General features: G+C 74.1%; 23 protein-coding genes. 9 read left to right on the forward strand and 14 right to left on the reverse strand.

All coding sequences use genetic code 11. From position 1 onward, the window contains the following. Positions 1-28: 28 nt before the first annotated feature. Positions 29-1,105, forward strand: a complete 1,077-nt coding sequence (locus LN037_RS04310) for a LacI family DNA-binding transcriptional regulator (protein ID WP_230750141.1) — start codon at positions 29-31, stop codon at positions 1,103-1,105. Further along, positions 1,102-2,355 carry a DUF4032 domain-containing protein gene (locus LN037_RS04315; protein ID WP_230750142.1) on the forward strand — a complete coding sequence of 418 codons (1,254 nt, stop codon included), beginning with the start codon at positions 1,102-1,104 and terminating at the stop codon, positions 2,353-2,355. The genes LN037_RS04310 and LN037_RS04315 overlap by 4 nt, the downstream gene beginning before the upstream one ends. 48 nt (positions 2,356-2,403) lie before the next feature. Here the strand turns inward: LN037_RS04315 and LN037_RS04320 are convergent, their stop codons facing one another. Beyond that, positions 2,404-4,041 carry a glycoside hydrolase family 13 protein gene (locus tag LN037_RS04320; protein WP_230750144.1) on the reverse strand — a complete coding sequence of 546 codons (1,638 nt, stop codon included), beginning with the start codon at positions 4,039-4,041 and terminating at the stop codon, positions 2,404-2,406. A gap of 115 nt (positions 4,042-4,156) precedes the next feature. Between LN037_RS04320 and LN037_RS04325 the strand changes: the two genes are divergently transcribed. Beyond that, positions 4,157-4,537 carry an HNH endonuclease gene (locus LN037_RS04325; RefSeq protein WP_230750146.1) on the forward strand — a complete coding sequence of 127 codons (381 nt, stop codon included), beginning with the start codon at positions 4,157-4,159 and terminating at the stop codon, positions 4,535-4,537. Between the two features lie 13 nt (positions 4,538-4,550). Here LN037_RS04325 and LN037_RS04330 read toward each other — a convergent pair whose 3' ends face one another. The 5 genes from LN037_RS04330 to LN037_RS04350 form a co-directional block, all read right to left on the reverse strand. After that, a complete protein-coding gene (locus tag LN037_RS04330; protein WP_230750148.1) occupies positions 4,551-5,153 on the reverse strand; it encodes a TenA family protein in 603 nt (200 codons plus the stop codon). A gap of 168 nt (positions 5,154-5,321) precedes the next feature. Further along, positions 5,322-6,152 carry an aldo/keto reductase gene (locus LN037_RS04335; protein WP_230750151.1) on the reverse strand — a complete coding sequence of 277 codons (831 nt, stop codon included), beginning with the start codon at positions 6,150-6,152 and terminating at the stop codon, positions 5,322-5,324. A gap of 55 nt (positions 6,153-6,207) precedes the next feature. Next, positions 6,208-7,773, reverse strand: a complete 1,566-nt coding sequence (gene asnB / locus LN037_RS04340) for an asparagine synthase (glutamine-hydrolyzing) (protein WP_308286101.1) — start codon at positions 7,771-7,773, stop codon at positions 6,208-6,210. A 124-nt stretch (positions 7,774-7,897) separates the two neighbouring features. Continuing rightward, the gene (locus tag LN037_RS04345) at positions 7,898-8,575 is read right to left on the reverse strand and encodes an NUDIX hydrolase (protein ID WP_230750155.1); all 678 of its coding nucleotides are present in this window, start codon (positions 8,573-8,575) and stop codon (positions 7,898-7,900) included. After that, positions 8,572-8,910 (reverse strand): DUF3024 domain-containing protein, encoded by a 339-nt coding sequence (locus tag LN037_RS04350; RefSeq protein ID WP_230750157.1) that lies wholly within the window; start codon positions 8,908-8,910, stop codon positions 8,572-8,574. Before LN037_RS04350 ends, LN037_RS04345 begins: the two co-directional genes overlap by 4 nt. A 180-nt stretch (positions 8,911-9,090) precedes the next feature. On the opposite strand from LN037_RS04350, the gene LN037_RS04355 reads away from it, so the two are divergent. The 3 genes from LN037_RS04355 to LN037_RS04365 are packed head-to-tail and all read left to right on the forward strand — an operon-like array spanning position 9,091 to position 10,988. Beyond that, positions 9,091-9,516 (forward strand): hypothetical protein, encoded by a 426-nt coding sequence (locus LN037_RS04355; RefSeq protein WP_230750159.1) that lies wholly within the window; start codon positions 9,091-9,093, stop codon positions 9,514-9,516. 41 nt (positions 9,517-9,557) lie between these two features. After that, positions 9,558-10,127, forward strand: a complete 570-nt coding sequence (locus LN037_RS04360; protein WP_230750161.1) for a peroxidase-related enzyme — start codon at positions 9,558-9,560, stop codon at positions 10,125-10,127. A 9-nt stretch (positions 10,128-10,136) separates the two neighbouring features. Beyond that, on the forward strand, positions 10,137-10,988 hold the full coding sequence (locus tag LN037_RS04365) for an NAD(P)-dependent oxidoreductase (protein WP_230750163.1): 852 nt from the start codon (positions 10,137-10,139) through the stop codon (positions 10,986-10,988). A gap of 68 nt (positions 10,989-11,056) precedes the next feature. Here the strand turns inward: LN037_RS04365 and LN037_RS04370 are convergent, their stop codons facing one another. The 4 genes from LN037_RS04370 to LN037_RS04385 all read right to left on the reverse strand — a co-directional run bounded on the left by LN037_RS04370 (position 11,057) and on the right by LN037_RS04385 (position 16,486). Then, entirely contained in the window at positions 11,057-12,067 is a 1,011-nt protein-coding gene (locus LN037_RS04370; RefSeq protein WP_230750165.1) for a glycoside hydrolase family 6 protein, read from the reverse strand. 185 nt (positions 12,068-12,252) lie between these two features. Then, complete coding sequence (locus LN037_RS04375; RefSeq protein ID WP_230750167.1) at positions 12,253-15,219, reverse strand: glycosyltransferase family 2 protein; 2,967 nt, start codon at positions 15,217-15,219, stop codon at positions 12,253-12,255. A gap of 332 nt (positions 15,220-15,551) precedes the next feature. Further along, positions 15,552-16,106, reverse strand: a complete 555-nt coding sequence (locus LN037_RS04380; protein WP_230750169.1) for a metallophosphoesterase family protein — start codon at positions 16,104-16,106, stop codon at positions 15,552-15,554. After that, the gene (locus LN037_RS04385; protein WP_230750171.1) at positions 16,103-16,486 is read right to left on the reverse strand and encodes an SRPBCC family protein; all 384 of its coding nucleotides are present in this window, start codon (positions 16,484-16,486) and stop codon (positions 16,103-16,105) included. Before LN037_RS04385 ends, LN037_RS04380 begins: the two co-directional genes overlap by 4 nt. Positions 16,487-16,614: 128 nt before the next feature. Between LN037_RS04385 and LN037_RS04390 the strand changes: the two genes are divergently transcribed. Next, entirely contained in the window at positions 16,615-17,922 is a 1,308-nt protein-coding gene (locus tag LN037_RS04390) for a cytochrome P450 (RefSeq protein WP_230750172.1), read from the forward strand. Here the strand turns inward: LN037_RS04390 and LN037_RS04395 are convergent. Continuing rightward, complete coding sequence (locus tag LN037_RS04395) at positions 17,912-18,259, reverse strand: hypothetical protein (RefSeq protein WP_230750174.1); 348 nt, start codon at positions 18,257-18,259, stop codon at positions 17,912-17,914. The two genes, LN037_RS04390 and LN037_RS04395, sit on opposite strands and share 11 nt — an antisense overlap. Before the next feature lie 266 nt (positions 18,260-18,525). On the opposite strand from LN037_RS04395, the gene LN037_RS04400 reads away from it, so the two are divergent. Continuing rightward, positions 18,526-19,341, forward strand: coding sequence for a DUF1707 SHOCT-like domain-containing protein (locus LN037_RS04400; protein WP_230750176.1), 816 nt, complete (start codon positions 18,526-18,528; stop codon positions 19,339-19,341). A gap of 6 nt (positions 19,342-19,347) precedes the next feature. Here LN037_RS04400 and LN037_RS04405 read toward each other — a convergent pair whose 3' ends face one another. Beyond that, entirely contained in the window at positions 19,348-20,592 is a 1,245-nt protein-coding gene (locus LN037_RS04405; RefSeq protein ID WP_230750178.1) for an acyl-CoA dehydrogenase family protein, read from the reverse strand. 47 nt (positions 20,593-20,639) lie between these two features. Beyond that, positions 20,640-21,197, reverse strand: a complete 558-nt coding sequence (locus LN037_RS04410; protein WP_230750404.1) for a DinB family protein — start codon at positions 21,195-21,197, stop codon at positions 20,640-20,642. A gap of 19 nt (positions 21,198-21,216) precedes the next feature. On the opposite strand from LN037_RS04410, the gene LN037_RS04415 reads away from it, so the two are divergent. Next, entirely contained in the window at positions 21,217-21,837 is a 621-nt protein-coding gene (locus LN037_RS04415; RefSeq protein ID WP_230750180.1) for a maleylpyruvate isomerase family mycothiol-dependent enzyme, read from the forward strand. A 129-nt stretch (positions 21,838-21,966) separates the two neighbouring features. Here the strand turns inward: LN037_RS04415 and LN037_RS04420 are convergent, their stop codons facing one another. Next, a complete protein-coding gene (locus LN037_RS04420) occupies positions 21,967-23,178 on the reverse strand; it encodes an acyl-CoA dehydrogenase family protein (RefSeq protein ID WP_230750182.1) in 1,212 nt (403 codons plus the stop codon).

The following is a 23,178-nucleotide window of genomic DNA, read 5'->3' on the forward strand; positions in this document are numbered from 1 at the left end:
GCTTGCGGCGTGCCCTAGGCTGAGTGACGTGGTTCACGAACCCTCCGCCCCGGCCGGGCGCCGGGTGGTGGAGGAGGAGCGCCGGGGGGCGGGCTCCGGGGCCAGCCTGGACGACGTCGCGCGTCTGGCCGGGGTCTCCGCGTCCACCGCCTCCCGGGCGCTCAACAACCATCCGCAGGTCGCCGCGGCGACCCGGGAGCGGGTGCTCACGGCCGCGGCGGGGCTGGACTACGTCGTCTCCCCGGAGGCCTCGCGGCTGGCCGGCGGGGCCTCGCGCACCCGGGTCGCGGTGGTGGTGCCGCACCTCTCGCGCTGGTTCTTCGGCCGGCTGCTCGAGGGCCTGGAGGCCGGACTGCGCGAGGAGGGCGGCACGACGGTGGACGTGCTGCTGTTCCTCGTCGGGGACGTCGGCGGGCGGCGCGCCTTCTTCGAGCACCTCCCCGCCCGACGGCGGGTGGACGCCGCCGTCGTCGTCGGCTTCGAGGTCGACGAGGCCGAGCGGGCGCGCCTGGAGCTCCTCGGGGTGCACATCGTGTCCGCGGGGGGCCCGCGCGAGCCGTTCCCGTCGGTGACGGTCGACGACCACCGGGCCGGCCGCCAGGCCGTGGACCACCTCGTGCACCTCGGTCACCGCCGGATCGCCCTGCTGGCCTCGGAGGACCCCGACGACCGCGGGCCGGACCTGCGGTCCGCGGCCTACCGGGACGCCCTCGCCGACGCGGGCCTGCCCGTCGACGACGACCTCGTCGTCCGGGTGCCCTTCGGCGGGCCGGGCGGGGCGGACGGCATGGGGCGGCTGCTGGGCCTGCGGCACCCGCCGACCGCGGTGTTCGCCACCGCCGACGAGATCGCCGCCGGGGCGGTGCGCACGCTGCGGCGTGCGGGCCTGCGGGTCGGCGGCGACGTGTCCGTGGTCGGGATCGACGACCACCCGGTCGCCGAGATGCTCGACCTGACCACGGTCGCGCAGCCGGTGCACGAGCAGGGGGTGGCCGCGGGACGGATGGTGCGGGCGCTGGTCGGCGGGGGCGGCCCCGGCGCGGTGGCCTCCCGGGTCCTCCCCACGCACCTGGTGCTGCGCGGCACGACCGGTCCGCCGCCGTGACCGCCCCGGAGCTGCGGCTGCGGACGTCCTCCCCGCAGCTGCTCGCGCTGCCCTGGGACGTGCCGCTGGAGGCGTGGGACCCGGCCACGGTCCCGCTGCGCACACTCGCCGTCGGGCCGAGCCGCCACCTCGTGCGGTTCGTCGTGGCCGACGGGGTGCTCTGGGCGCTCAAGGAACTGCCCGTGCGGCTCGCCGGCAAGGAGTACGAGGCGCTGCGCCGGATGGAGGCGATGGGCCTGCCGACGGTCCGGGCGGCCGGCCTCGTCGTCCGCTCCGTTGCCGAGGACTCCGCGGTGCTCGTGACCCGGTTCCTCACCGGCTCGTGGCAGTACCGGCGCCTGTTCGCCCGGCTGCCCCCGGACCGGGCGGCGCACCGGGCGCGGCTGCTCGACGCCATGGCGGGGCTGCTGGTCGAGCTGCACCGCCACGGCGTGTTCTGGGGCGACTGCTCGCTGGCCAACACGCTGTTCTCGCGCGACGGGCAGGCGTTGCAGGCCCACCTCGTCGACGCCGAGACCGCCGAGATCCACCCGTCGCTCTCCGACGGGCAACGACAGTGGGACCTGGAGATCCTCGTCGAGAACGTCGCCGCGGGGCTGATCGACGTCGCCGCCTCCCTCGGGCGCCCGCCGGAGATCGAGCCGCGGCTGATGGAGGAGGCGCTGAGCGTGCCGGAGCGCTACCAGGCGCTGTGGGACGCCCTGCACGCCGAGCCGCGGTTCGCCTTCTCCGACCGCTACCGCGTGGAGTCCACCGTCCGCGGCCTCGAGGACCTGGGGTTCGTGGTCGACGAGGTGTCGCTCGTGCCCGAGGGCGACGCGGTGCGGCTGCGCGTCGGCGTCGGCGACCGCCGCTTCCACGCGCAGCGCCTACGGGAGCTGACCGGGCTCGACGTCGGGGAGGGGCAGGCCCGGGTGCTGCTCGGCGACCTGCAGGCGCACCGCGGGTGGCTCTCCCGCACCCAGGGTCGGGCTCTGTCCGAGGACGAGGCCGCGGCGAGCTGGCTGCACGACGTGCTCACCCCCGGGATGCGGCGCGCGCACGCCGCGGTGGGGCACGTCGGGACCGCGGTGCAGGCCTGGTGCGACCTGCTGGAGGTCCGCTGGCTGCTCTCCGAGGCGGCCGGTGGGGACGTCGGCACCGACGCCGCCCTGGAGGCCCTCGCCGAGAAGGCGCCCACCGACTCCGCCGCCCGCGCCCTGGTGGCCGACACGCGCTCGGACCTGCCGGTGGTGGGCGAGCCCCTGTGAGCACTGTCCGTGGTCAGAGCACGGACAGTGTTCACACGGCGGAGCCACCTAGTGGGCCGCCAGCCAGACCGCCGTGTCCGGCGGCAGCCGCCGACCGTCGAGCGGGCCGCTCGCGAGCAGCACCCCGTCGTGGTCGGGCAGGTCCACGGGCTCCGTCGAGAGGTTCACGACGGCGAGGAAGGCCGGTGAACGCCGGAACGCCAGCACCGCGTCGCCCGGGGCCGACACCCAGTCCAGGTCGCCCTCGCCCAGCGCCGGGTGCCGACGACGGGTCGCGAGGGCCGCGCGGACGAGCTCCAGGAAGGAGCCGTCCACCCCCTCCTCGACCGCGGCCGCGTAGTCGGCGAACCAGGCCGGCTGCGGCAGCCAGGGGGACGACCCGCCGTCGGGACCGAACCCGAAGCTCGACCCCTCCGCCGTCCAGGGGATCGGCACCCGGCAGCCGTCGCGGCCCCGCTCGGTGCGCCCGGAGCGCTCCCAGGTCGGGTCCTGCAGCGCGGCCTCGGGGATGTCGTCGACCTGCGGCAGCCCGAGCTCCTGCCCCTGGTAGACGTACATGCCGCCGGGCAGGGCGGAGGAGAGCAGGAACGCCGCGCGGGCGCGCCGGATCCCGAGCGGGACGTCGACGGGGTCGGACTCGTCGAACGTGGCGTTGCCGTGCCGCCGGACGGTCGGGCGGCCGTAGCGGCTCGGGGCGCGGACCACGTCGTGGTTCTCCAGCACCCAGGTGGCCGGGGCGCCGACCGAGGACAGGAACCCCGTCGTCGTGTCGATGGTGTCCCGCAGCGCGGCCGGGTCCCAGGGCGCCACGAGGTAGTCGAAGTTGAACGCCGTGTGCAGCCGCCCCGCGCCGACGTAGCGGGCGAGGCGCTCCGGGCTCGGCGTCCACGCCTCGGCGACGAACATCCGGGCGCCGTCGTAGGAGTCCGCGACGCGCCGCCACGACTCGTAGATCGCGAGCACGTCGTCGCGGTCGACGTAGGGGTGCTCGCCCGGGCCGGTGGAGAGGCCGATGAAGTCGCTCGAGTCCACGAGGTCGGGCAGCGCCGGGTCCTTGACGAGGCCGTGCGCGACGTCGATGCGGAACCCGTCGACGCCGCGGTCGAACCAGAACCGCAGCACCGCCTCGAACTCGGCCGCCACGTCGGGGTTCTCCCAGTTCACGTCCGGCTGTCCGGGCGCGAAGAGGTGCAGGTACCACTGCCCGTCGTCGACCCGCGTCCACGCCGGGCCGCCGAAGTGGGAGAGCCAGTTGTTGGGCGGCTCCGCCCCGTCGGGGCCCCGGCCGTCGCGGAAGACGAACCGCGCGCGGGCGGGCGAGCCGGGACCGGCCGCGAGCGCCTCGACGAACCAGGCGTGGTGGTCGGAGAGGTGGTTGGGGACGATGTCCGGGATGATCCGCAGCCCGTACTCGTGCGCCTCGGCGATCAGCTTCTCGGCGTCGGCGACCGTGCCGTACGCGGGCTCGATGGCCCGGTAGTCGGCGACGTCGTACCCGGCGTCCACCTGGGGCGAGGCGTACCAGGGGTTGATCCACAGGGCGTCGACCCCGAGGTCGCGCAGGTAGGGCAGCCGGTCGCGGAGGCCGGCGAGATCCCCGATCCCGTCGCCGTCGGCGTCGGCGAAGCTGCGGATGTAGACCTGGTAGATGACGGCGTCGCGCCACCACAGTGCATCGGTCGTCACGCTGCCCCAGCGTACGGGCCGACCACCGGGGCACCGCAAGCGCTTGCAGCGGACGATCCCGGCACCACCCGTCGGAGCGGGCGATCTTCGCGGGTGCGAGGCATCCTGGAGACCGATGCAACCCGGTCGTCTCCAGCGCCTCCACGCCGCGCACGCGCGCGACGGCGCCAGCTGCGTGTGGTGCGGCCGGGCGCTGGACGCGCGGACGCCGGCCACCACCGACCACGTCATCCCGAAGGTCAAGGGCGGGCCGTCGTGGTTGGAGAACGAGGTCGCCGCCTGCCGCCGCTGCAACGGCGAGCGCGGGCACCGCGGCGTGGTCGACTGGTTGGAGGAGTGCGAGCGGCGCGGCTGGGCCCCGGACGTGGACCGGCTCGTGCGGGTCCTCGACGACCTCGCCGACGCCATCGTCGAACGCGGCGGTCAGCGCCGGGCCCGCCCGCACCTGGACGCGCAGCGGCGGCGGCTCGCGAAGCGCGGCGCGCGGGCGGCCTGAGCGGTCCCGGGCCTCAGCGGTACGCCGCGTCGAAGAACGCCAGTTCGAGCTGCGCGGTGCGGGCGAACGCGGCCTCGTCGACCCCGACCCGGTCCGCCTCCTCGCGCAGGAATCCGACCCACGCCGCGAACGCCGGGCCGCGGTGCAGCTCGATCCACTCCGCGTACAGCCAGTCGGCGGGCGCGGCTCCCAGCCGCTGCGCCCAGTCCAGGTAGAGCCACTCGGCGACGAGCAGCACCGTCAGCACCCGCCCGTAGTCGGCGGACCGCCGGGCGTCGTCCATCAGCGCGAGGAACGCCGCCGTCGGCCGGGCCGGCTCGGCGGGAGCCCGGACCCCGAGGCGGTCGAGGGCGCGCGTGAAGTAGTCGTCCTCGTCGCCCGCGACCAGCCCGAGCTGGCGGGCGAGGACGAGACGCGGACCCGGCCGGTCGGCCGCCGCGACCGCCGCGCCGAGCAGGGCGACGAACGCGTCGAGGAAGAGCGCGTCCTGGGCGAGGTAGCCGGCCAGCACGGCGTCGTCCACGGTGCCCGCCCCGAGTTCGTCGACGAACCGGTGGCCGACGGCCGCGTCCCACACCTCGGCGTGCCGCTCACGGAGCTCGGCGCTGGTGGTCACCCGCCGAGTCTGACGATGCGGCGATCCTCCCGCTGGATGACGGCAACGACGCTTTCCTGCCACCCGGGGGCCGGGCAGGCGAACGGCCCGGGCACCGCCGTGGGGGCGACGGCGGTACCCGGGCCGTTCCGGCGTCCTCCTCGACGAGGGAGTGCGAGGAGGAGGGTCTCAGCGGTCGAACTGGTCGGGGTCGGGCCCGAGCCGCTCGGCCCGCTCGAGCTCGGCGATCGAGGACATCTCCTCGTCGGAGAGCTCGAAGTCGAAGATGTCGAAGTTCTCCTGGATGCGCGACGGCGTCACCGACTTCGGGAACACGATGTTGCCGAGCTGGACGTGCCAGCGCAGCGTCACCTGTGCCCCGGTCTTGTCGTGCTTCTTCGCGATGCCGGTGATCGTCGGCTCGTCGATGACGCCCTGGCCCTGGCCGATCGGGCTCCACGCCTCGGTCGCGATGCCGTGGCGCTCGTCGAAGGAGCGCATCGCGAGCTGCTGCAGGTGCGGGTGCAGCTCGATCTGGTTGACCGCAGGCACCGTCTCGGTCTCGGCGAAGAGCCGCTCGAGGTGGTGGTCCTGGAAGTTCGAGACGCCGATGGACCGCGCCTTGCCGTCCTTCGCGGCCTCCTCGAAGCCCTTCCAGGTGTCGACGTAGAGGTCCTTGCCGGGCAGCGGCCAGTGGATCAGGTAGAGGTCCACGTGGTCGAGGCCGAGCTTCTCCAGGCTCTCGTCGAGCGCCTTCTGGGAGTCCAACCGGCCGTGGTTGGAGTTGTTGCACTTGGTGGTGACGAACAGCTCGTCACGCCCGATCCCCGAGCTGCGGATGGCCTCGCCGACCTCCGCCTCGTTGCCGTACATCTGCGCGGTGTCGATGTGCCGGTAGCCGATCTCCAGGGCCTTCGCCACGGTCTCGGCGGTCTGGGACCGGTCGATCTGGAACACACCGAACCCGAGCTGGGGGATCGTCGCGCCACTGTTCAGCTCGATGCCGGGGACGTCAGTCATGCCCTGCGGATACCCGGGTCCGCGCCGTCCGGAACGGCCGGACCCGGGTCCGCGCTCAGGCCGTGGCGAACGCGCCCAGCGTCGCGTTGGGCTTCACTCCCGCGAACGACCGGTGCCACGTCCGGTAGTACGCGACCTCCTCGTCGCTGCGCAGTTCCCAGCCGTTCTCGACGACGGGCGGCTCGGCGCCCTGCGCGCCCTCCTTCGCCTTCTCCTTCTCGACGAGTCTGGCGAGCACGTCGCCGGCGCCGGAGCCGTCGCCGAACTGCTCCTTGCCGCGCCAGAGGATGTCGTCGAGGACCATGTCCTGGAACGCCTCGCGCAGCAGCTGCTTCTCGGTGCGGCCCTCGCCCATGAGCTTCCACTCGGCGGGGATCGCGAGCATCTCCTCCATGACCGTGGCGTCGAGGAACGGCACGCGGGCCTCGAGGCCGTAGTTCATGGTGGTGCGGTCGCAGCGCTGCAGGTTCAGCTCGTGCAGCGTCTCGATCGAGCGCACGAGCTCGGCCTGGAGAGCGTCCGGGGTCGCGAAGGCCGGGTCGGTGTGCACGTAGGAGTAGCCGGCGAACAGCTCGTCGGCGCCCTCGCCGGTGAGCACCACCTTGACGTGCTTCACCGCCTCCCGGGCCAGCAGCAGGTTCGGCACCGCCGAGCGCACCAGCGCCGGGTCGAAGTGCTCGATGACCGTGACGGCCTCGTCGAGGGCCTCCTCGAGGTCCTCCGCGGTCGGCACGATCTCGTGGTGGTCGGTGCCGAGGTACTCGGCGACCGCCCGGGCCGCGAGCAGGTCGGCACTGGTCTCGGTCCCGACCGCGAAGGTCGGCAGCTTCTCGCCCTTCTCCGCGGCGACCTGCGCGGCCACGGCCGCCACGATCGCCGAGTCGAGGCCGCCGGAGAGGAACACGCCGACCGGGACGTCGGACATCATGTGCCGGCGCACCGAGTCGGACAGCACCCCGCGCACGTGGGCGAGCACGTCGTCGTCCCACTGCTTGTCCGGGGCGTAGCGCGCGGGGCGCACGTGCACCGGCACGGCGTCGGCGAACCGGACCATCGTGCCCTCGGCGACGTCGATCCCGGAGTCGGGCAGGCCCGGGCTCCAGACGTACCCGGGCGGGAACGCCTCGACCAGCGGCTGGTCGGCCTCGTCGAAGGCCCGCAGCTCGGAGGCGAACAGCGTGAGGCCCGGCAGCTTCGCCCAGTAGAGCGGCTTGATGCCGATCGGGTCGCGGGCGACGACGCCGTGGCCGTCGGTGTGCGCCATGGCGAGCGCGTACATGCCGCGCAGGTCGTGCAGCGCGGCCGAACCGTCGCGCAGGACCAGCCGGAACGCCGACTCGGTGTCCGAGTCGGTGGCGAACCGGACCTCCGAGAGCGCCTCGCGGATGTCGGCGTGGTTGTAGATCTCGCCGTTGCCCACGACGTACGCCGAGTCGGTCTCGTCGGCGATCGGCTGCTTGCCGCCGGTCACGTCCATGATCGAGAGGCGCTGGTGGCCGAGCCACGCGCTCTCCAACCGGACCCGCCCGGAGTCGTCCGGGCCGCGGTGGTGGATCCGCGCGAGCATCCGCTCGCACTTCTCGGGGTCGATGTCACCGTACGCAGCAACGATTCCGCACACGAGCGCTCACGCTTCCTTCGTCAGGGTGCCTGACCACAGATACACGGGGGATACCCGGGACGCATGGGAACGGGGCGCTCGTCACGCATCGTTAACGGTCAAGGCTCCCGACGACGACGCCGGATCAGCGCCAGGCGAACACCGGCTGCTCGAGTCCGTCGACCCGCGTGGGGCGGTCGTGCAGCGCCACCTCGGTGAACTGCAGCAGCACCGCGGCCGTCGGCGCGTGCACCCGGTGCCCGACGATCGGCAGCTGCACCACCGGCCGGTCGGACTCGGGGATCTCGAGGTAGGAGGGCTCGACGTCGAGCTCGTCGAGGGTGACGTGGTAGAGCCGGGCGACCTCGTCGGGTGAGGGCACCAGGGAGTCCAGGGGCGCCGACGTCGTCATGACGACGGGGGTGATGACGAAGCCCGAGCGCGTGGGGTAGTCGTCGAGCAGCCCCGCCACGTCGGACGGGGCGAGCCGCAGGCCCAGCTCCTCGTCGAGTTCCCGCAGCCCCGCGGTCACCGCGTCCTCGCCGGGGTCGAGCGAGCCGCCGGGCAGCGCGAACTGCCCGGGGTGGTCCCGGAGCTTCGAGGTGCGGCGGGTCAGCAGGACCCCGGGCCCGCGCTGCGGGTCGTCCAGCACGACGACCGCCACCGCGGCCCGGCGCGGCGGGCGCATCGAGCCGTCCCGGGAGGACCGGACCTCGGGCAGCGAGGCCGGGTCGACCCGTCGTCGGGAACGGTGCGAGAAGGCGCCCACCCGGGCGGCGACGGCCGCCGCGTCGGGACGGCCGATCCCCGTCGCCCCGCTCACCCCCAGAAGATGCCGGTCGGGTCCGCGTCGACGATGTCGAGCAGCGGAGCGGGGGACGAGGCCTTCGTCTCGTCGGGGTAGCGGTGCCAGCGGCCGCCGGAGTCCGGCCAGAGCAGCACCCAGCGGCCGTCCGCGGCGTCGTAGCGCAGCTGCGCGATGGGGGCAGTGGACCACTCGGTGGCGAGCTCGGGGAACACCGGCGCGCGGCGGCAGGACAGCGTGATCCGGCCGGCGCGCTCCGAGTAGGAGATCTGCATCGAGTCGCGCTGCGTCTCCGGCACCCGCGCGGTGCACCACCGGCGGACGATCGCGCGGTGCTCGTCGGTCACGTGCACGGCACTCACCCCGTTCCCCGTCGCCCTCCGTCACGTTCGAGGGGTCACTGTGACATGACGACCCGGCCGGGCGGGAGGGCACTCCGCCCACCGTCACCCCCGCCGGGCCGCCCGCCCGCCGGCTGGGAGACCATCTCGCCCGGGTCACGACACGGACGGGGGACGCGGATGCTGCGGCGGGTGCCGATCGGAGCCGTGCTCGCGGGCACGCTGCTGCTCGCCGGGTGCGGCGGGGCGGGGGAGGACGCCGGGCCGCCGCCGGTGGACCCGGCGGTGAGGTCGTACTGCGACACCGTCGTGCGGGTCCAGGCCGAGCAGACCTCGCCGCAGGCCGGGCAGGGCGGCGTGGCCGTCGCGAGCGCGGCGGCGCGCAAGCAGGTCGACGACCTCCGGGCCACCGCGCCGCCCGAGCTGGCCGCCGACTGGCGCACCGTCTCCGACCTCACCGACCAGGCCCTCGGGTCACTCGCCGCCACCCGTGGCGACCCCAACCGCATCGACCGGGCCCGGCTGACCGACCTCGAGGCGCGGTCGCAGCCGGCCGTGCAGCGCATCAAGGACGTCACCGCGGCGCGGTGCCACGTGCGGTGGGCCTCGCCCCCGTGAGTGCTTCTCCGTCCCCCGCGGCGCGCCTAGGGTCTGCGGCCATGGACCAGGTCAGCCGATTCGGCGTCACGGAGCTCTCCGACCTCCCCGACGACCTGCGGGAGCGGGTCGGCGCGATCGCCGAGAAGTCCGGGTTCGTGCCGAACATCTTCCGCGCGCTCGGGCGTCGCCCCCGCGAGCTCCGGGCGTTCCTCGACTACCACGACGCGTTGATGGACTCCGACGACGGCCTGTCCAAGGCCGAGCGCGAGCTCGTCGTCGTCGCGACCTCGGGGGCGAACCACTGCACCTACTGCATCGTCGCCCACGGCGCGATCCTGCGGGTGCGCAGCAAGGACCCGTTCCTCGCCGACGCGGTCGGCACCAACCCCTACGGCGCGGAGCTCACCGGTCGGCAGCGGGCGATCGTCGACCTCGCCCTGAGCCTCGCCGTGGACTCCGCGAGCTTCACCGACGACGACGTCGACGCGGCCCGTGAGGCGGGTCTGTCCGACGACGAGATCTGGGACGTCGGGTCGATCACGGCACTCTTCGCGATGTCGAACCGGTTGGCCCACCTGACCGCTCTGCGCCCGAATGCCGAGTTCTTCGCGATGGGCCGCCAGGGGTAGTCCCCGTCCATGACTTCAGTAGCCGTCCTGGGCACCGGGATCATGGGCGCGGGCATGGCGCGCAGCCTGCTGCGCGAGGGCCTCGACGTCACCGTCTGGAACCGCAGCGCGGACAAGGCGAAGCCGCTCGCCGACGACGGGGCCACCGTGGCGGGCTCCGCCGCCGAGGCCGTCGCGGACGCCGACGTCGTCATCACGATGCTGTTCGACATCGAGCCCGTGCTCGCCGTCATGGCCGACGCCGCCGGCTCGCTGCGCGACGACGCGGTGTGGGTGCAGGCGAGCACCGTCGGGATCGAGGGCACCCGGCGGGTCGAGGCGTTCGCCGCCGAGCACGGGATCGACGTGCTCGACGCCCCGGTGCTCGGTACGAAGGCGCCGGCGGAGAACGGCAAGCTCGTGATCCTCGCGTCCGGGCCGTCGGCGCTGCGCGAGAAGGTCGCGGGCGCCTTCGACGCCATGGGCGCGCGCACCCAGTGGGTGAGCGAGACCCTCGGCGACGGGAGCAGGCTCAAGCTCGCGGTGAACGCCTGGATCGGCGTCATGGTCAACGGCATCGCCCAGTCGATCGCGCTGGCGCGCGGGCTCGGCCTCGACCCGCAGCAGTTCCTCGACGCGGTCGAGGGTCAGGCCGTCGACGCGCCCTACGTGCAGCTCAAGGGCAAGGCCATGATCACCGGCGACTACACGCCCTCGTTCGAGCTCGACGGCGTCATCAAGGACACCGACCTGATCCGCGACGCCCTCGCCGAGGCGGGCACGGCGACCACGCTCGCCGACGCCGTGGCCGACCGGCTCGCGGTCGCCTCGGCCGCGGGACACGGCGCCGAGGACATGGCCGCGGTCGTGCACGGCTACTAGGAGCGCCGCGCGCCCGTGCGCACCGTCCGGGGCCGTGGCCCCGGACGGTGCGCCCGCGGCGCAACCACCTAGGAGCTCTTCGCGGCCTTCGCCAGGCCCAGCGCGTAGTCCGGCATCCACTCGCCGGCCTTCGGGGCGCCGCGGCACTCGCCGTCGGAGTCGCCCGGCTCCTTGATCCACAGGAACGCCGCGACCCGGGAGTCGCCGGTGTCACGGGTCGGCGGGGTGCCGAGCGCCCGGCCCGGCGGGTTGCACCAGGTCGGCTGCTGCGGACCGTCGTAGGACCCGTTGCCGTTGCGGCTGGTGTCGATGACGAACTTCTTGCCGCCGAGCTGGTCGGAGACCTTCTTGCCGTAGGACTCGACGTCGTCGGTGGCCTGGAAGTTGGACACGTTGAGGGCGAACCCGGCCGCCTGCTCCACGCCGGACTTGCGCAGCCCGTCGGCGAGCTTGCCGGTGTCGGTGACGAAGCCGGGGTTCCCGGCGTCGATGTAGACCTCGCCGCCGGCCTGGCTCAGCGTCCGGACCGCGTCGGCCAGCAGTGCCTCGCGGCCCTCCTGCTCGCCCTGGCCTTCGCAGTTGGTGAGCGTCTGCGGCAGCGCGTCCGGCTCGAGGATGACGACCGTCCGCGTGCCGCCGAGGCCGGAGGCGAACTGGGAGACCCAGTCGCGGTAGGCGCCGTCGTCGGACGCCCCGCCCTGGGAGTACAGCCCGCAGTCCCGGTTCGGGATGTTGTAGGCGACGAGCACCGCGGTGCGGCCGGCCGCCTTCGCCTGACCGACGAGGCCCCTGACCTCGTCGCCGGTGTTGCCGTCGCTGCCGATCCAGCGGGCGACCGGCTGCCGGGCGATCTTCTCCAGCTCCGTCGCGTCCGCGCTCCGGCCCTGGTCCCGCCACTGCTCGACCTGCTTGGCCGCGGTCGACGCCGGGTCCACCCAGAACTCCGAGGCCGCGGCCGGGACGATCGTCTGGGGCGGCGCCGGCTCCTCGGAGGTGCCCCCGCCGGAGCACCCGGCCAGCGTCAGCGCCGCGATCATCGCGAGCGCGCCCGAGGCGATGTGCCTCCGTCGTGCCGACATCCTGCCGAGCCACCCCCGGTGTCGTTCGTGGTCGTCGTCCTCCGGCGGACCGGTCGGGTCCTGCCGCCCAGAGTCCCATCCACGCTGACGGGACCCGTTCGCACCCCGGTCACGCCCGGGGCACCACCTCGTGTTCGTGTGCCGTGCCCGACCGGATCGCCGTCACGAGGACGGACCCGGCCGGGTCAGCTCGCCTCCGTCTGCTCCGGCTGGCGGACACGACGGCGCGCGTCGTCCGAGCGGCCCGCCGGCGGCGCCACCGCCGCGAGGGCGACCACGCGCACCGCCACCGTGGAGGCGTGCAGGGCACGCTCGCTCGTCGTCAGACCGTCGTCGGGGGCATCCTCGCCGCCGCGGGGTGTGACCTCGGTGTGACCGGCGCCGTTCGTGCCGTTCGTCGCCGGCACGGGCCGACCGTTCACCGGGGTGCCGTTCGCCGGCGCGCCGGGGCTCGACGCGCCGTTGGTGCCGTGCGTGGACCCGTTGGTGCCGTGGGTGCCGTTGCTGCCGTTCACGGCGGGCGTCGCGTCGGCCGCGGGCTCCCCGGGCGTCGCGGGGCGGGCCGGACGGCCGTCGGCCGTGGTCCGCGACCGGCGCTCGATCGGCGTGATCCCGTTGCGGTGCACCGTGGGCGCCGCCGGCGACTCGGGCGTCTCCGGGACCTCCGGACCGGCCGCGGCCGGACGGAGCCGGTGCGGCTCGGGACGGACCGGGCGGACCGGCTCGGGGCGCTGCTCGGGCCGCTGGTCCGGGCGGGGCGTCGGGCGCGCCGGGGGCTGCTCCGCGGCCGGGCGCTCCGGCGGCGCGGGCGTGGGTCGTCCCGGCTGCGGTGTGGGCCGCGGGCCCGTGGTCCGCGGGACGGGGGTCGGTCGCGGGGCGGGACCGGCGGGGCGCGGACCCTGCCCGTTCCCGGGCTGACCGGGCTGACCCGGCTGGGCGGGCTGGCCCGGCTGACCGGCCGGCGGCACCGGCGGCTGTCCGGGCGTCGGCCCGGGGACCGGACGCGGGCGCGGACCACCGGGGCCGGCCTCGGCGGCGGGGCGCACGGGCCGCGGCCCCGGGTTCGGGGTGCGCGGACCGGGCGACGGGGTGCCGACGGCGGGCGACACGGGCGCGGGGCCCGCCGGGGACTCGGCCCCCGGCTCGCCCTGCCGGACCCAGCCGGCTGGCAGCGGGCGGTACCGCTCGCCCGCGACCTCGGTCCGCGGGGCCTCCGGGCCGGCGCCGACGCCGGCCGGGACCCGGCGGTCGCCGGTGCGGATCCAGCCCTCGGGGAGCTTGCCCACCAGCGGCGAGCGGAACGGCGCGGAGGCCGGTCCCTCGGCGATCATCGCGTCGAGCGCGGCGCGCTGCAGCGACTCGGTGGTGATGCCGGTGCGGCCGTCGGAGGTCCGCGACGGCTCGGCGGTGATCACCGGCTGGCGGCCGACGACCCGCTCGACGATCCACAGCGCGGGCGGCGCGAGGCAGGCGCACAGGGCCACGAAGGGCCAGAGCAGCACCGCGGGCGTCGCGTAGCCCATGAAGATCGACGTGATGATCGCGCCGAGCAGCAGGACGGCCCACTGGAGGTGGCGGCGGAACGTCAGCACGTGGTCGGCGCTGGACGACAGGCCCTTGGGCGTGACCACGAACTTCGCCGGCAGGCGCAGGATCGTCGCGATCAGCGAGGCCGCGAAGATCGGCGAGGCGAAGATCGACATCAGCATGCCCTTGACGCCCGAGGAGCCCTCGGCCTCGTAGGGGCTGACGTTGTAGCGCCGGTTGCGCAGGTAGACCCACAGCTGGAAGGCCGTGGCGTCGACGTAGAGCGCCAGCCACAGCTGGACGGGGACGACCACGCCCTGGACGCCGAGCGCGAGGAAGAGCACCGCGTTGACCGCGCCGAGGATCCAGCCGATCGCCATCGACGGGTAGAACGTGGTGATCAGGATGTAGTGCAGGGCGCGGCCGGGCGAGAGCATCGGGAGCCGGCGCCAGAACTCGGTGAGCAGCACCTCGAACGTGCCGCGCGACCAGCGCATCTGCTGGCTGAAGAAGTCACCCCACGACGACGGGCCCTCGCCCACCGCGAGGACGTCGGGCGTGTAGACCGACTTCCACCGCGCCTTCGTCTGCGGGTTGCGCCGCACGTGGAACTTCAGGCCGGTCGCCATGTCCTCGGTGACCGAGTCGGAGAGCCCGCCGATGCCCTTGAGCGCGCTGATGCGGATCGCGTTGTTCGTGCCCACCAGCATCGCCGCGTTGTAGCGGTTGGCCGCGCGCTGGATGAGGGAGTGGAACGGGAACTGCTGCGACTCGGCGGCCCGCGTCACGAAGGTCTCGTCGTTCGCGTAGCACTGCGGTCCGACGACGTAGGCGACGTCGGGGTCGCGGAAGTAGCCCAGGATGCGCTCGGCGTAGTTCGGCAGCGGCACGTGGTCCGGGTCGACGGACAGGAAGATCTCGTAGGAGTCCCCGTGCTCCGCGACCCAGGCGTTGTAGTTGCCGTGCTTGGTCTTGGCCTTGAACGCGCCCTTCTTGCGGTTGTACTTCTCGATGCCCTTGCGGGTGAAGTGGTTGACGCCGAGCTCGCGGCACATCGCGCGGACGGCCGGGTCGTCGCCCTCGTCGAGGATCCAGACGTCGAGGATTCCCTGGTAGCGGATGCGCAGCGCGGCCTGCAAGGTGCCGCGGACGACGTCGATCGGTTCCTTGCTGGGGACGATCGTCGTCAGGAAGGCGACCCGCTGGTTCGCGACCGGGGGGACGGGCACCGGGTCGCGGGAGATGACCGAGGCCAGGGACAGCGAGAAGACGTTGATGAGCCGCAGGAGCTCCATCAGGCCGATCGAGCCGATGACCACCCAGTTCGCGTAGGTCGCGAACGCCGGGGCGTACTGGTCGACCGGGGGCCGGTGCGAGGGGTGCAGCAGCCAGAGGAAGAACAGGGCCTCGAACGCGAAGTTCAGGCCCGCGACGAGCAGGGAGCGCCAGACCCGGCCCTTGCCGTGCACGGCGTCGACGCCGCGGTAGGAGACGCGGTAGTCGGCGGGGTCCCCGTCCAGCTCCCGGACGGGTCCGGCGAGCTGCGAGAACTCCTGGATGCGACGACCGACGACGAGTTCACTCTCGTCGACCTCGTCGGCAGGTCTCTCGGCTAGAAGCGTCATCGGCCGTTTCGTCTCGAAGGCAGGGGCTCGAGGAGGGGTGGAGCTGGGGAGCGTTCCTGGAGTCCTCGTCGTCGTAGCGTTCGGCGTGCGGGTCCGTGGGACCGCCGGCCGGTCGCCGTCCTCCCGTCTGGTCGTCCGTGTGCGGTCGGGTCGCGCACGGTCCGCACGCCCGGTGTCGGGAGAACGGTACGGGCATCACTGACCGTGCTCGTGAAGGGGGACGGTCGAGGACGCCGGGACGTTGCCCCGGTGGCGGAAATCGGTGCCCCGCAGCGGCCGTACACCGTTCTCACACCCGGTGTGCGAACGGTCCGTGTGACGATGCGTGATCGTCAGGAGCGCCGTCCGGTGCGGGGCGGGAGGTCGTGCCGGGTGATCGTGAGCGCTCCGTCGCGCACCGAACCCGACATGAAGGTACAGAACGGCTGTCGCCGGCGGTCGGTGGGTGAACCCGGGTTGAGCAGGCGGACCCCACCGGGTGTCGTGGTGTCCCAGGGGATGTGGCTGTGCCCGAACACGACCACGTCGGCGGGCGCGTCGGCGTCCGGTCCGAACCAGGCGTCACAGCGACGCTCGCGTCCCTTCGCGTCCCCGGTCTCGTGGAGCACGGCGAGCCGGAGCCCGCCGACGGTCGTGCGGGCCACCTCGGGCATCCGGGCGCGCAGGTCGTCGCCGTCGTTGTTGCCCCAGCAGGCGAGCAGGTGCCGGGAGCGGGCGAGGAAGGCGTCGTGGGTGGCCACGTCGGTCCAGTCGCCCGCGTGCACGACGAGGTCCGCGGCCTCGACCGCCGCCCACACCTCGTCAGGGATCCACCGGGCGTGCGTGTCGGAGACCAGGACGAGCTCCGTCGCCCGGGACGGGCCGGGCTGCGCCGCGTCCCCCGTCACGGCCGGACCAGGGAGTGCAGGGCGACGAGCGCCACGGGCGTGTACGGCGCGACGACGAGCGCGGGGCCCTCGGTGACGAGCCAGGTGCGGGAGCCGTCGCCGTCGGGCTCGACCCCGTGCTGCAGGACGAGGCGGACCGGTCCGACGCGTACCCGCCACGACCAGGTCCGCGCCGCCTCGTCGACCGCGAGCACCGTGAACGGGACGTGCACCACCCCGGCCGCGCGGACCACGCCCTCGAGGCCCGGGACGAGCCGACGGGCGGGCGCCGTCACGCCGGTGATCTGCGGCGCCCAGCGCGGCCACGCGTCGAGGTCGGCGTAGCGCTCCCACGCGCGGTCGGCGGACAGGGTGCCTCGAGCGGCGACGGTGGTGCGCACGCAGGCGTGTACCCGTCGGGCCGCCCGGCATGTCAGCGGTGGCCCACGGCGGGCGTCCGGTGCACGCCGTGTGCCACCGCTGACATCGCGGGCGACACGATCGGTACTCTCGCGTACCGTCCTGGTGCATGATCCGCGACACGGTCCGGTGGGCGGCGACGCACGGCATCATGCGCGCGGCCATCCGGCGGCAGGCCCGCCGCGGCAACGACGACGCCGCCCTGCTCCTCGACCCCGAACGGCAGGGCGACCCGTTCGCGCACTACGAGCGGCTGCGCGCACGCCGGCCCTTCGCGCACGGCGCGTTCTCGCGGGTCACCGTGCACCACGACGTGTGCACCGAGGTGCTGCGCAGCGAGGACTTCGGGGTGGCGAACCGCGACGGCTCGATGCCGGCCCCGGTCCGACTCGCCCTGCGCGTCGCCGGCCCGCCGCCGCACCCGGGCCCGATCGACCCGCCGTCGATGCTGGCGGTGGACGCCCCGGACCACACCCGCTACCGCCGGCTGGTCACCCGCGCGTTCACCGCGAAGCGGGTGGCGGCGCTGCGCGGACGGACCGAGGAGATCGCCGGGGAGCTGCTCGACACCCTCGACGACGGGTCCGGCCCGGTCGACCTCGTCGCGCGCTACGCGAGCCTGCTCCCGGTCACCGTCATCTCCGAGATGCTCGGCGTGCCGACCTCGATGCGCGAGCAGTTCCTCGCGTGGGGCGACGGGGCGGCCGCCTCGCTGGACCTCGGACTCCCGCGGGAGCAGTGGGCGAGCGTGCAGACCAACGTGGCCGCGCTGCACGACTGGATGAGTGGGCACCTGCGCCGGCTGCGTGCGGAGCCGGGCGACGACCTGCTCTCCTCGCTGGTGACCGCCGCCGATGACGACGGTTCCCACCTGACCGGGTCGGAGCTGGCCAGCACCGCCCTGCTCGTACTCGCGGCCGGGTTCGAGACGACGGTCAACCTCATCGGCAACGGCACCCGGCTGCTCCTCGACCACCCCGACCAACGGGACCGGCTCGCCGCGGACCCCGCCCTGTGGGCGAACGCGGTGGACGAGGTGCTCCGGGTGGAGTCCCCGGTCTCCCGGACCGCCCGCTCGGCGAAGCGGGACACCGTGGTGGCGGGGCAGGAGGTCCCCGCCGGGTCGCTCGTGGTGACCGTCCTCGCCGCCGCGAACCGCGACCCCGACGTGTTCACCGACCCGGACGCCTTCGACGTCGGACGCGCGAACGCCCGCGACCACGTCGCCTTCTCCAACGGCATCCACTACTGCCTGGGGGCCGCCCTGGCCCGGATGGAGGGCGAGGTAGCCCTGCGCGCGCTGTTCGAGCGCTACCCGGACCTGGCGTCCGCCGGGGAGCCCGTCCGGCGCCGGACCCGCATCCTGCGCGGGTACGAGCACCTGCCGGTGGTGACCGGCCGGCCCGTCAGAGCGTGATCGGCAGACCGAGCAGCGCGACCCCGGCCGGGGTCAGCTCGACGGTGCAGGGCCGCCCCGGCGGCTGCACGACGAGCCGCGCGAGGCCCGCGCGCAGCAGGCGGTGACCGGCGAACTGGTCGGCGCACGGGCGGGCGTCGACGAGCAGGCCGTCGGCCCCGTCCGGGCTCATCGTGCACCGCCCGGCGGCCACGGCCATGAGGATCGCGCGCTCGCGCGGGGTCACGTCGGCCGGCGACGCGGGCGGCACCTCCTCCGCGGGACGGCGGGCGGCGGGCACGGCGGCGTGCGGCGCCCGGGCGACGGTACGGCGGGGTCCGCGGGCGGGAGCAGTCACGACGATCTCCTCAGAGGGGCGGACCCGGCCGGATGCCCGATGCATCGCTGGGCCGAACGGGTCATGCCGGAGTCATCGTCGTCACCCGGAGCCGCGTTAGTCGGTCGCGCGCAACCGTCACCGGTTCGTGTCCCTCGGCCCGTATCGGTCCGTCTCGCATCGATCCGATACGAGCCGAGACACCCCGATCGCCGCCGTGCGACCCCCGGCGAGATCAGGGTCCGACCCCGAGGTGCACGACGCCGCGGGGCGGGAGAGTCGTCGCCATGAGCGAGCAGACGGACGAGCAGACCGGCACCGACCGCACCGACCGCACCACCCCGGACCCGACCGCGCCGGCACCGGCCGCCCCGGTCGCCCCGACGGCACCGGAGGACCCGACCGCGCCCGCCCCACCCGAGCCGCCGTCGGGAACGGGCAGCAGGGACGGCAGGGACGGCAGGGACGGGACCGACGACCTGCCGCCGTCCCCCGCCGACCTCCCGGTCGACCACGACGACCGCGAGCACGTCGTGGGGCTGCTGCAGGACGCCGTGAGCCGGGGGCTGATCGACACCCTCGAGTTCGACCGGCGCTCCGGCCTCGCCACCACGGCCCGCACCCGCCGCGAGCTGAACTCGCTGGTGGTCGACCTGCCGCTCGACCACCCCGACCGGGCCCGGGCCCGCACCGAGGCCGAGTCCCGCGAGCGGCGCCGGACCCCGCGCGACGCCTGGTCCGGCGGGGACACCAGCGGCACCGTCGCGTTGCACGCCACCCTCGGGTCGGTGAAGCGCTCCGGCGCGTGGGCGGTGCCGCGGCGCATGGAGATCGACGGCTGGCTCGGGTCGGCCGAGCTGGACCTCACCCAGGCCGTGATCGACCACGACGTCGTCGAGATCGACGTCGACATGACCCTCGGTTCGGTGGAGCTGCGCCTCCCCGAGACGGCCAGCGCCTCCCTGGAGGGTGTGAGCGCGACCGCGGGCAGCATCGAGGACAAGCGGCGGAACGGCTCCGCCGCCGGCCGCCCGCACGTCGTCGTCACCGGCAAGGTGGCCTTCGGGTCCGTCGAGGTGAAGGGCCCGAAGTGGTGGCGGTGAGCGCCCCTAGGTGAAGGCGCCCAGCCCGGTGATCTCGCGCCCGACGATCAGCGTCTGGATCGTCTCGGTGCCCTCGAAGGTGTGCACCGACTCGATGTCGGCCATGTGCCGCATGACGTGGTTGTCGAGCAGGATGCCGTTGCCGCCGAGCAGGTCCCGGGCCTCGGAGAGGATCCAGCGGGCCTTCGAGGTGTTGTTCATCTTCGCGAGGCCCGCGATGGTGGGCGACAGGTCGCCCACCTCGGCCAGCTGCGCGATCTGCATGCAGTAGAGCTGCATGCCGGTGAGCTCGGCGAGCATCTTGACGAGTCGTTGCTGGACGATCTGGAGCGACGCCAGCGGCTGACCGAACTGCTTGCGCTCGAGCGCGTAGCGCAGCGCGGCGTCGTACCCCGCGGTGGCGTGGCCGAGGGCGATCCACGCGCAGGTGCCGCGGGTGGTGGCGAGGACCCGCCCGGTGTCCTTGAAGGTCCTGGCCCCGGGCAGCCGGTCGGACTCGGGGACGCGGACGCCGTCGAGCCGGATGTCGGCCTGCCACACCGAGCGCATCGAGCCCTTGCGCGGGATGACGCTGGCCGCGTAGCCCGGCGTCGAGGTGTCGACGACGAAGCCGTGGACGTCGCCGGACTCCGTGTTGCGCGCCCACACCACGGTGCGGTGCGCCACCGACCCGTTGCCGATCCAGCGCTTGCGGCCGTCGAGGACCCACTCGTCGCCGTCGCGGCGCGCCGTGGTCTCCAGCGACACCGAGTCGGACCCGTGGTCGGGCTCGGTGAGGCCGAACGCGCCGACCGTCTCCAGCCGCGCCATCCCCGGCAGGAACCGGGCCCGCTGCTCGTCGGAGCCGAGCATGTCGATGGCCTTCATCGCCAGGCCGGACTGCACGGCGTGGAAGGTCGCGAGGCTGCCGTCGCCGCGGGCCAGCTCCATCGCCACCAGGCCGCAGGACAGGGGGTCGAGCCCCGGGCAGCCGTTGCCCTCGATGTCGTCGCCGAGGATCCCGAGCTCCGGGAGCCGGTTGATGACGTCCCACGACATCTGCGCCGCGTCCCAGGCCTCGGCCGCCACGGGCAGGACCTCGTGGTCGACGTAGCGGCGCACGGCCATGAACGTCTCCCACTGCTGCGCGGTGAAGCGCTGGCGGACCGAGAAGAAGTCGGTGCCGAGCGCCTCGGTCAGCTGGTGGGACACGCCGGACGGGTCGGCCTGGAGGCCGCCGTCGGCCGGGGACTGTCCGATGTCGACGGCCATGGCACGTCCTTTCCTGACGACAGGTCGTGTCACCTATGTGCCCGGCGTCACCCCCGGGAAACCCGGTACAGGTCACGCAGCAGGAGGATCTCCGCGCCGTGGTGGATCACCTCCCGGTGGATGTGCAGGACGAGGACCGCCATCGGCTCGGCCGCGAACGGGCCCTCGGCCGGGCCGCACGGCCGGACGAGGCCCTCCTCGCCGAGCGCGCGCACGCCGGCCACCCAGCGGTCGTGCGCCGCGTCGAGCTGCTCGAGCGCCTCGTCCGCGGTGGCCGCGTACCGGTGCGTCGCGACGTCGTCCGCCGGTCCGCCGAAGTGGCTCGCGGTGCGGACACCCAGACAGCCGACGATCACGTGGGCCATCCGCCAGGCGATGGTGGTGACCGGGGGCGGTTCGGGGGCCGGGACCTCGAGGTCCAGCACCATGTCCCCGCCGCCCCACGGCCGGGTGACCGCCTCCGCGCGCGATCGCACCGTCCACGCCCCGGGCCCGGGCTCCCAGAGGTACTCGGCGTCGGTGAGCCCGTCGAGCTTCGGCCGCAGGGACGTCGACCACTGGAACTCGAGCTGGTCGACGAGGAGTGGATTCCACTGCACGGCGATTCCTCCTACGGTCCGGCGCGTGGACGACATCCTGCGCACCGAGCGTCTCACCGCGGTCCGACGGTTCCGGGCCCTCGACGGCGAGGACTGGGAGCGGCCGAGCCTGTGCGCGGGCTGGCGGACCCGCGAGGTGCTCGCGCACATGGTCACGCCGTTCGAGGTGTCCCTGCCGCGGATGGCCCTGTCGATGGTCCGTCACCGCGGACCGTCCGGGGCGATGGACGCCTGGGCCCGGTCGCTCGCCGAGCGGGACGTCGCGGAGCTGGTCGACGTGCTCGAGGTGAACGCGGGGTCGCGGTTCCACGCGCCGGGTCTGCCGCTCGCGGCGTCGCTCACCGACGTGCTGGTGCACACGGTGGACGTCCTGTGGGCGCTCGCCGGGTACGCCTCGGTCGACCACGTCGACCCCGCCCACGTGCGGCCCTCGCTGGAGTTCCTCACCACCCCGCGCGCGGTCGGCCCGTTCCTGCCGCGCGGCCGTCTCGACGGGGTCCGCCTGGAGGCCACGGACGTGGACCTCGCGCACGGCTCCGGGGACGTGGTGGCCGGTCCGGCGCTCGCTCTCGTGGCCGGCGCGTGCGGCCGCGCGCCCGCGTACGACCTGCTCGACGGGCCGGGGGTGGCGCGCTGGCGGGACTGAGCCGCGGCAGGACCCGACGTCGGGAAGGTCCCGGGACGGCGACGGCCCCGGTCGCGCCGGGCGACCGGGGCCGTGCCGGGGGAGCGTTCTCGGGGGACCCTGCCCGCCCCCCTCGCGCGGGCAGGGGGCTCAGGCGATGTGCCGGCCGCTGATCGACCGGGCGATGACGAGCTGCTGGATCTGCTCGGTGCCCTCGAAGATGTCGTAGATCTTCGAGTCGCGGTGCATGCGCTCGACCGGGTGCTCGCGGGAGTAGCCCGCGCCTCCGAGGATCTGGATGGCCCGCTCGGTGGCCCACACGGCGGTGCGGCCGGCCTTGAGCTTGGACATCGAGCCCTCGCCCGCCTCGAACGGCACGCCGTTGCGCCCCATCCAGGCGGCCCGCCACACCAGCAGGCGGGCGGCGTCGATCTCGGTCTTCATGTCCGCGAGGGTGAAGGCGATCGACTGGTTGTCGATGATCGGGCGCCCGAAGGTCTGGCGGCCCTTCGCGTACTCCAGCGCGTACTCGTAGGCCGCGCGCGCGATGCCGATGGCCTGCGCGCCGACCGTCGGCCGGGAGAGCTCGAAGGTCTGCATGGCCGCCGAGCCCTTGGACTTCTGACCCTCACGGGCCTTGGCCAGTCGCTCGTCGAGCTTCTCCTTGCCGCCGAGCAGGCACGAGCCCGGCACGACGACGTCGTCGAGGAAGACGTCCGCGGTGTGCGAGGCCCGCAGCCCCATCTTCTTGATCTTGCGCGTGGACTCCAGGCCCGGCGTGTTCGGCGGAATGACGAAGCCGGCCTGCCCGCGGGTGCCGAGCGAGGGGTCGACCACGGCCTGGACGACGTGGATGTTCGCGATCCCCCCGTTGGTGGCCCACGCCTTGGCGCCGGAGATCGTCCACTGGTCCTTGGCCTCGTCGTAGACGGCCTTGGTGCGCATCGCCCCGACGTCGGAGCCGGACTCCGGCTCGGACGAGCAGAAGGCGGCCACCTTGACGTCGTCGACGTCGCCGTAGCACTGCGGGATCCACTCGACCATCTGCTCGGGCGTGCCCGAGGAGAAGATGCCCGCGACGGCGAGCGTGGTGCCGAAGATCGCCATGCCGATGCCGCCGTCGCCCCAGAAGAGCTCCTCGTTGACGATCGGCAGGCTCAGGCCGGTCTCGTCGCCCCAGAAGGACGCGAGCGTCTCGAAGTTGTAGAGCTCGATCTTCGCGGCCTCCTGCAGGACGGGCCACGGGGTGGCCTCGCGCTCGTCCCACTCCTCGGCCGCGGGCCGGATGACGTCGGCGGCGAAGCCGTGCGCCCAGTCCCGGAGGTCGGTGTGCTCCTCGGACAGTTCCATCGAGAAAGACAT

The sequence above is a fragment of the Actinomycetospora soli genome, assembly GCF_021026295.1.
GTDB classification, from domain to species: Bacteria; Actinomycetota; Actinomycetes; order Mycobacteriales; family Pseudonocardiaceae; genus Actinomycetospora; species Actinomycetospora soli.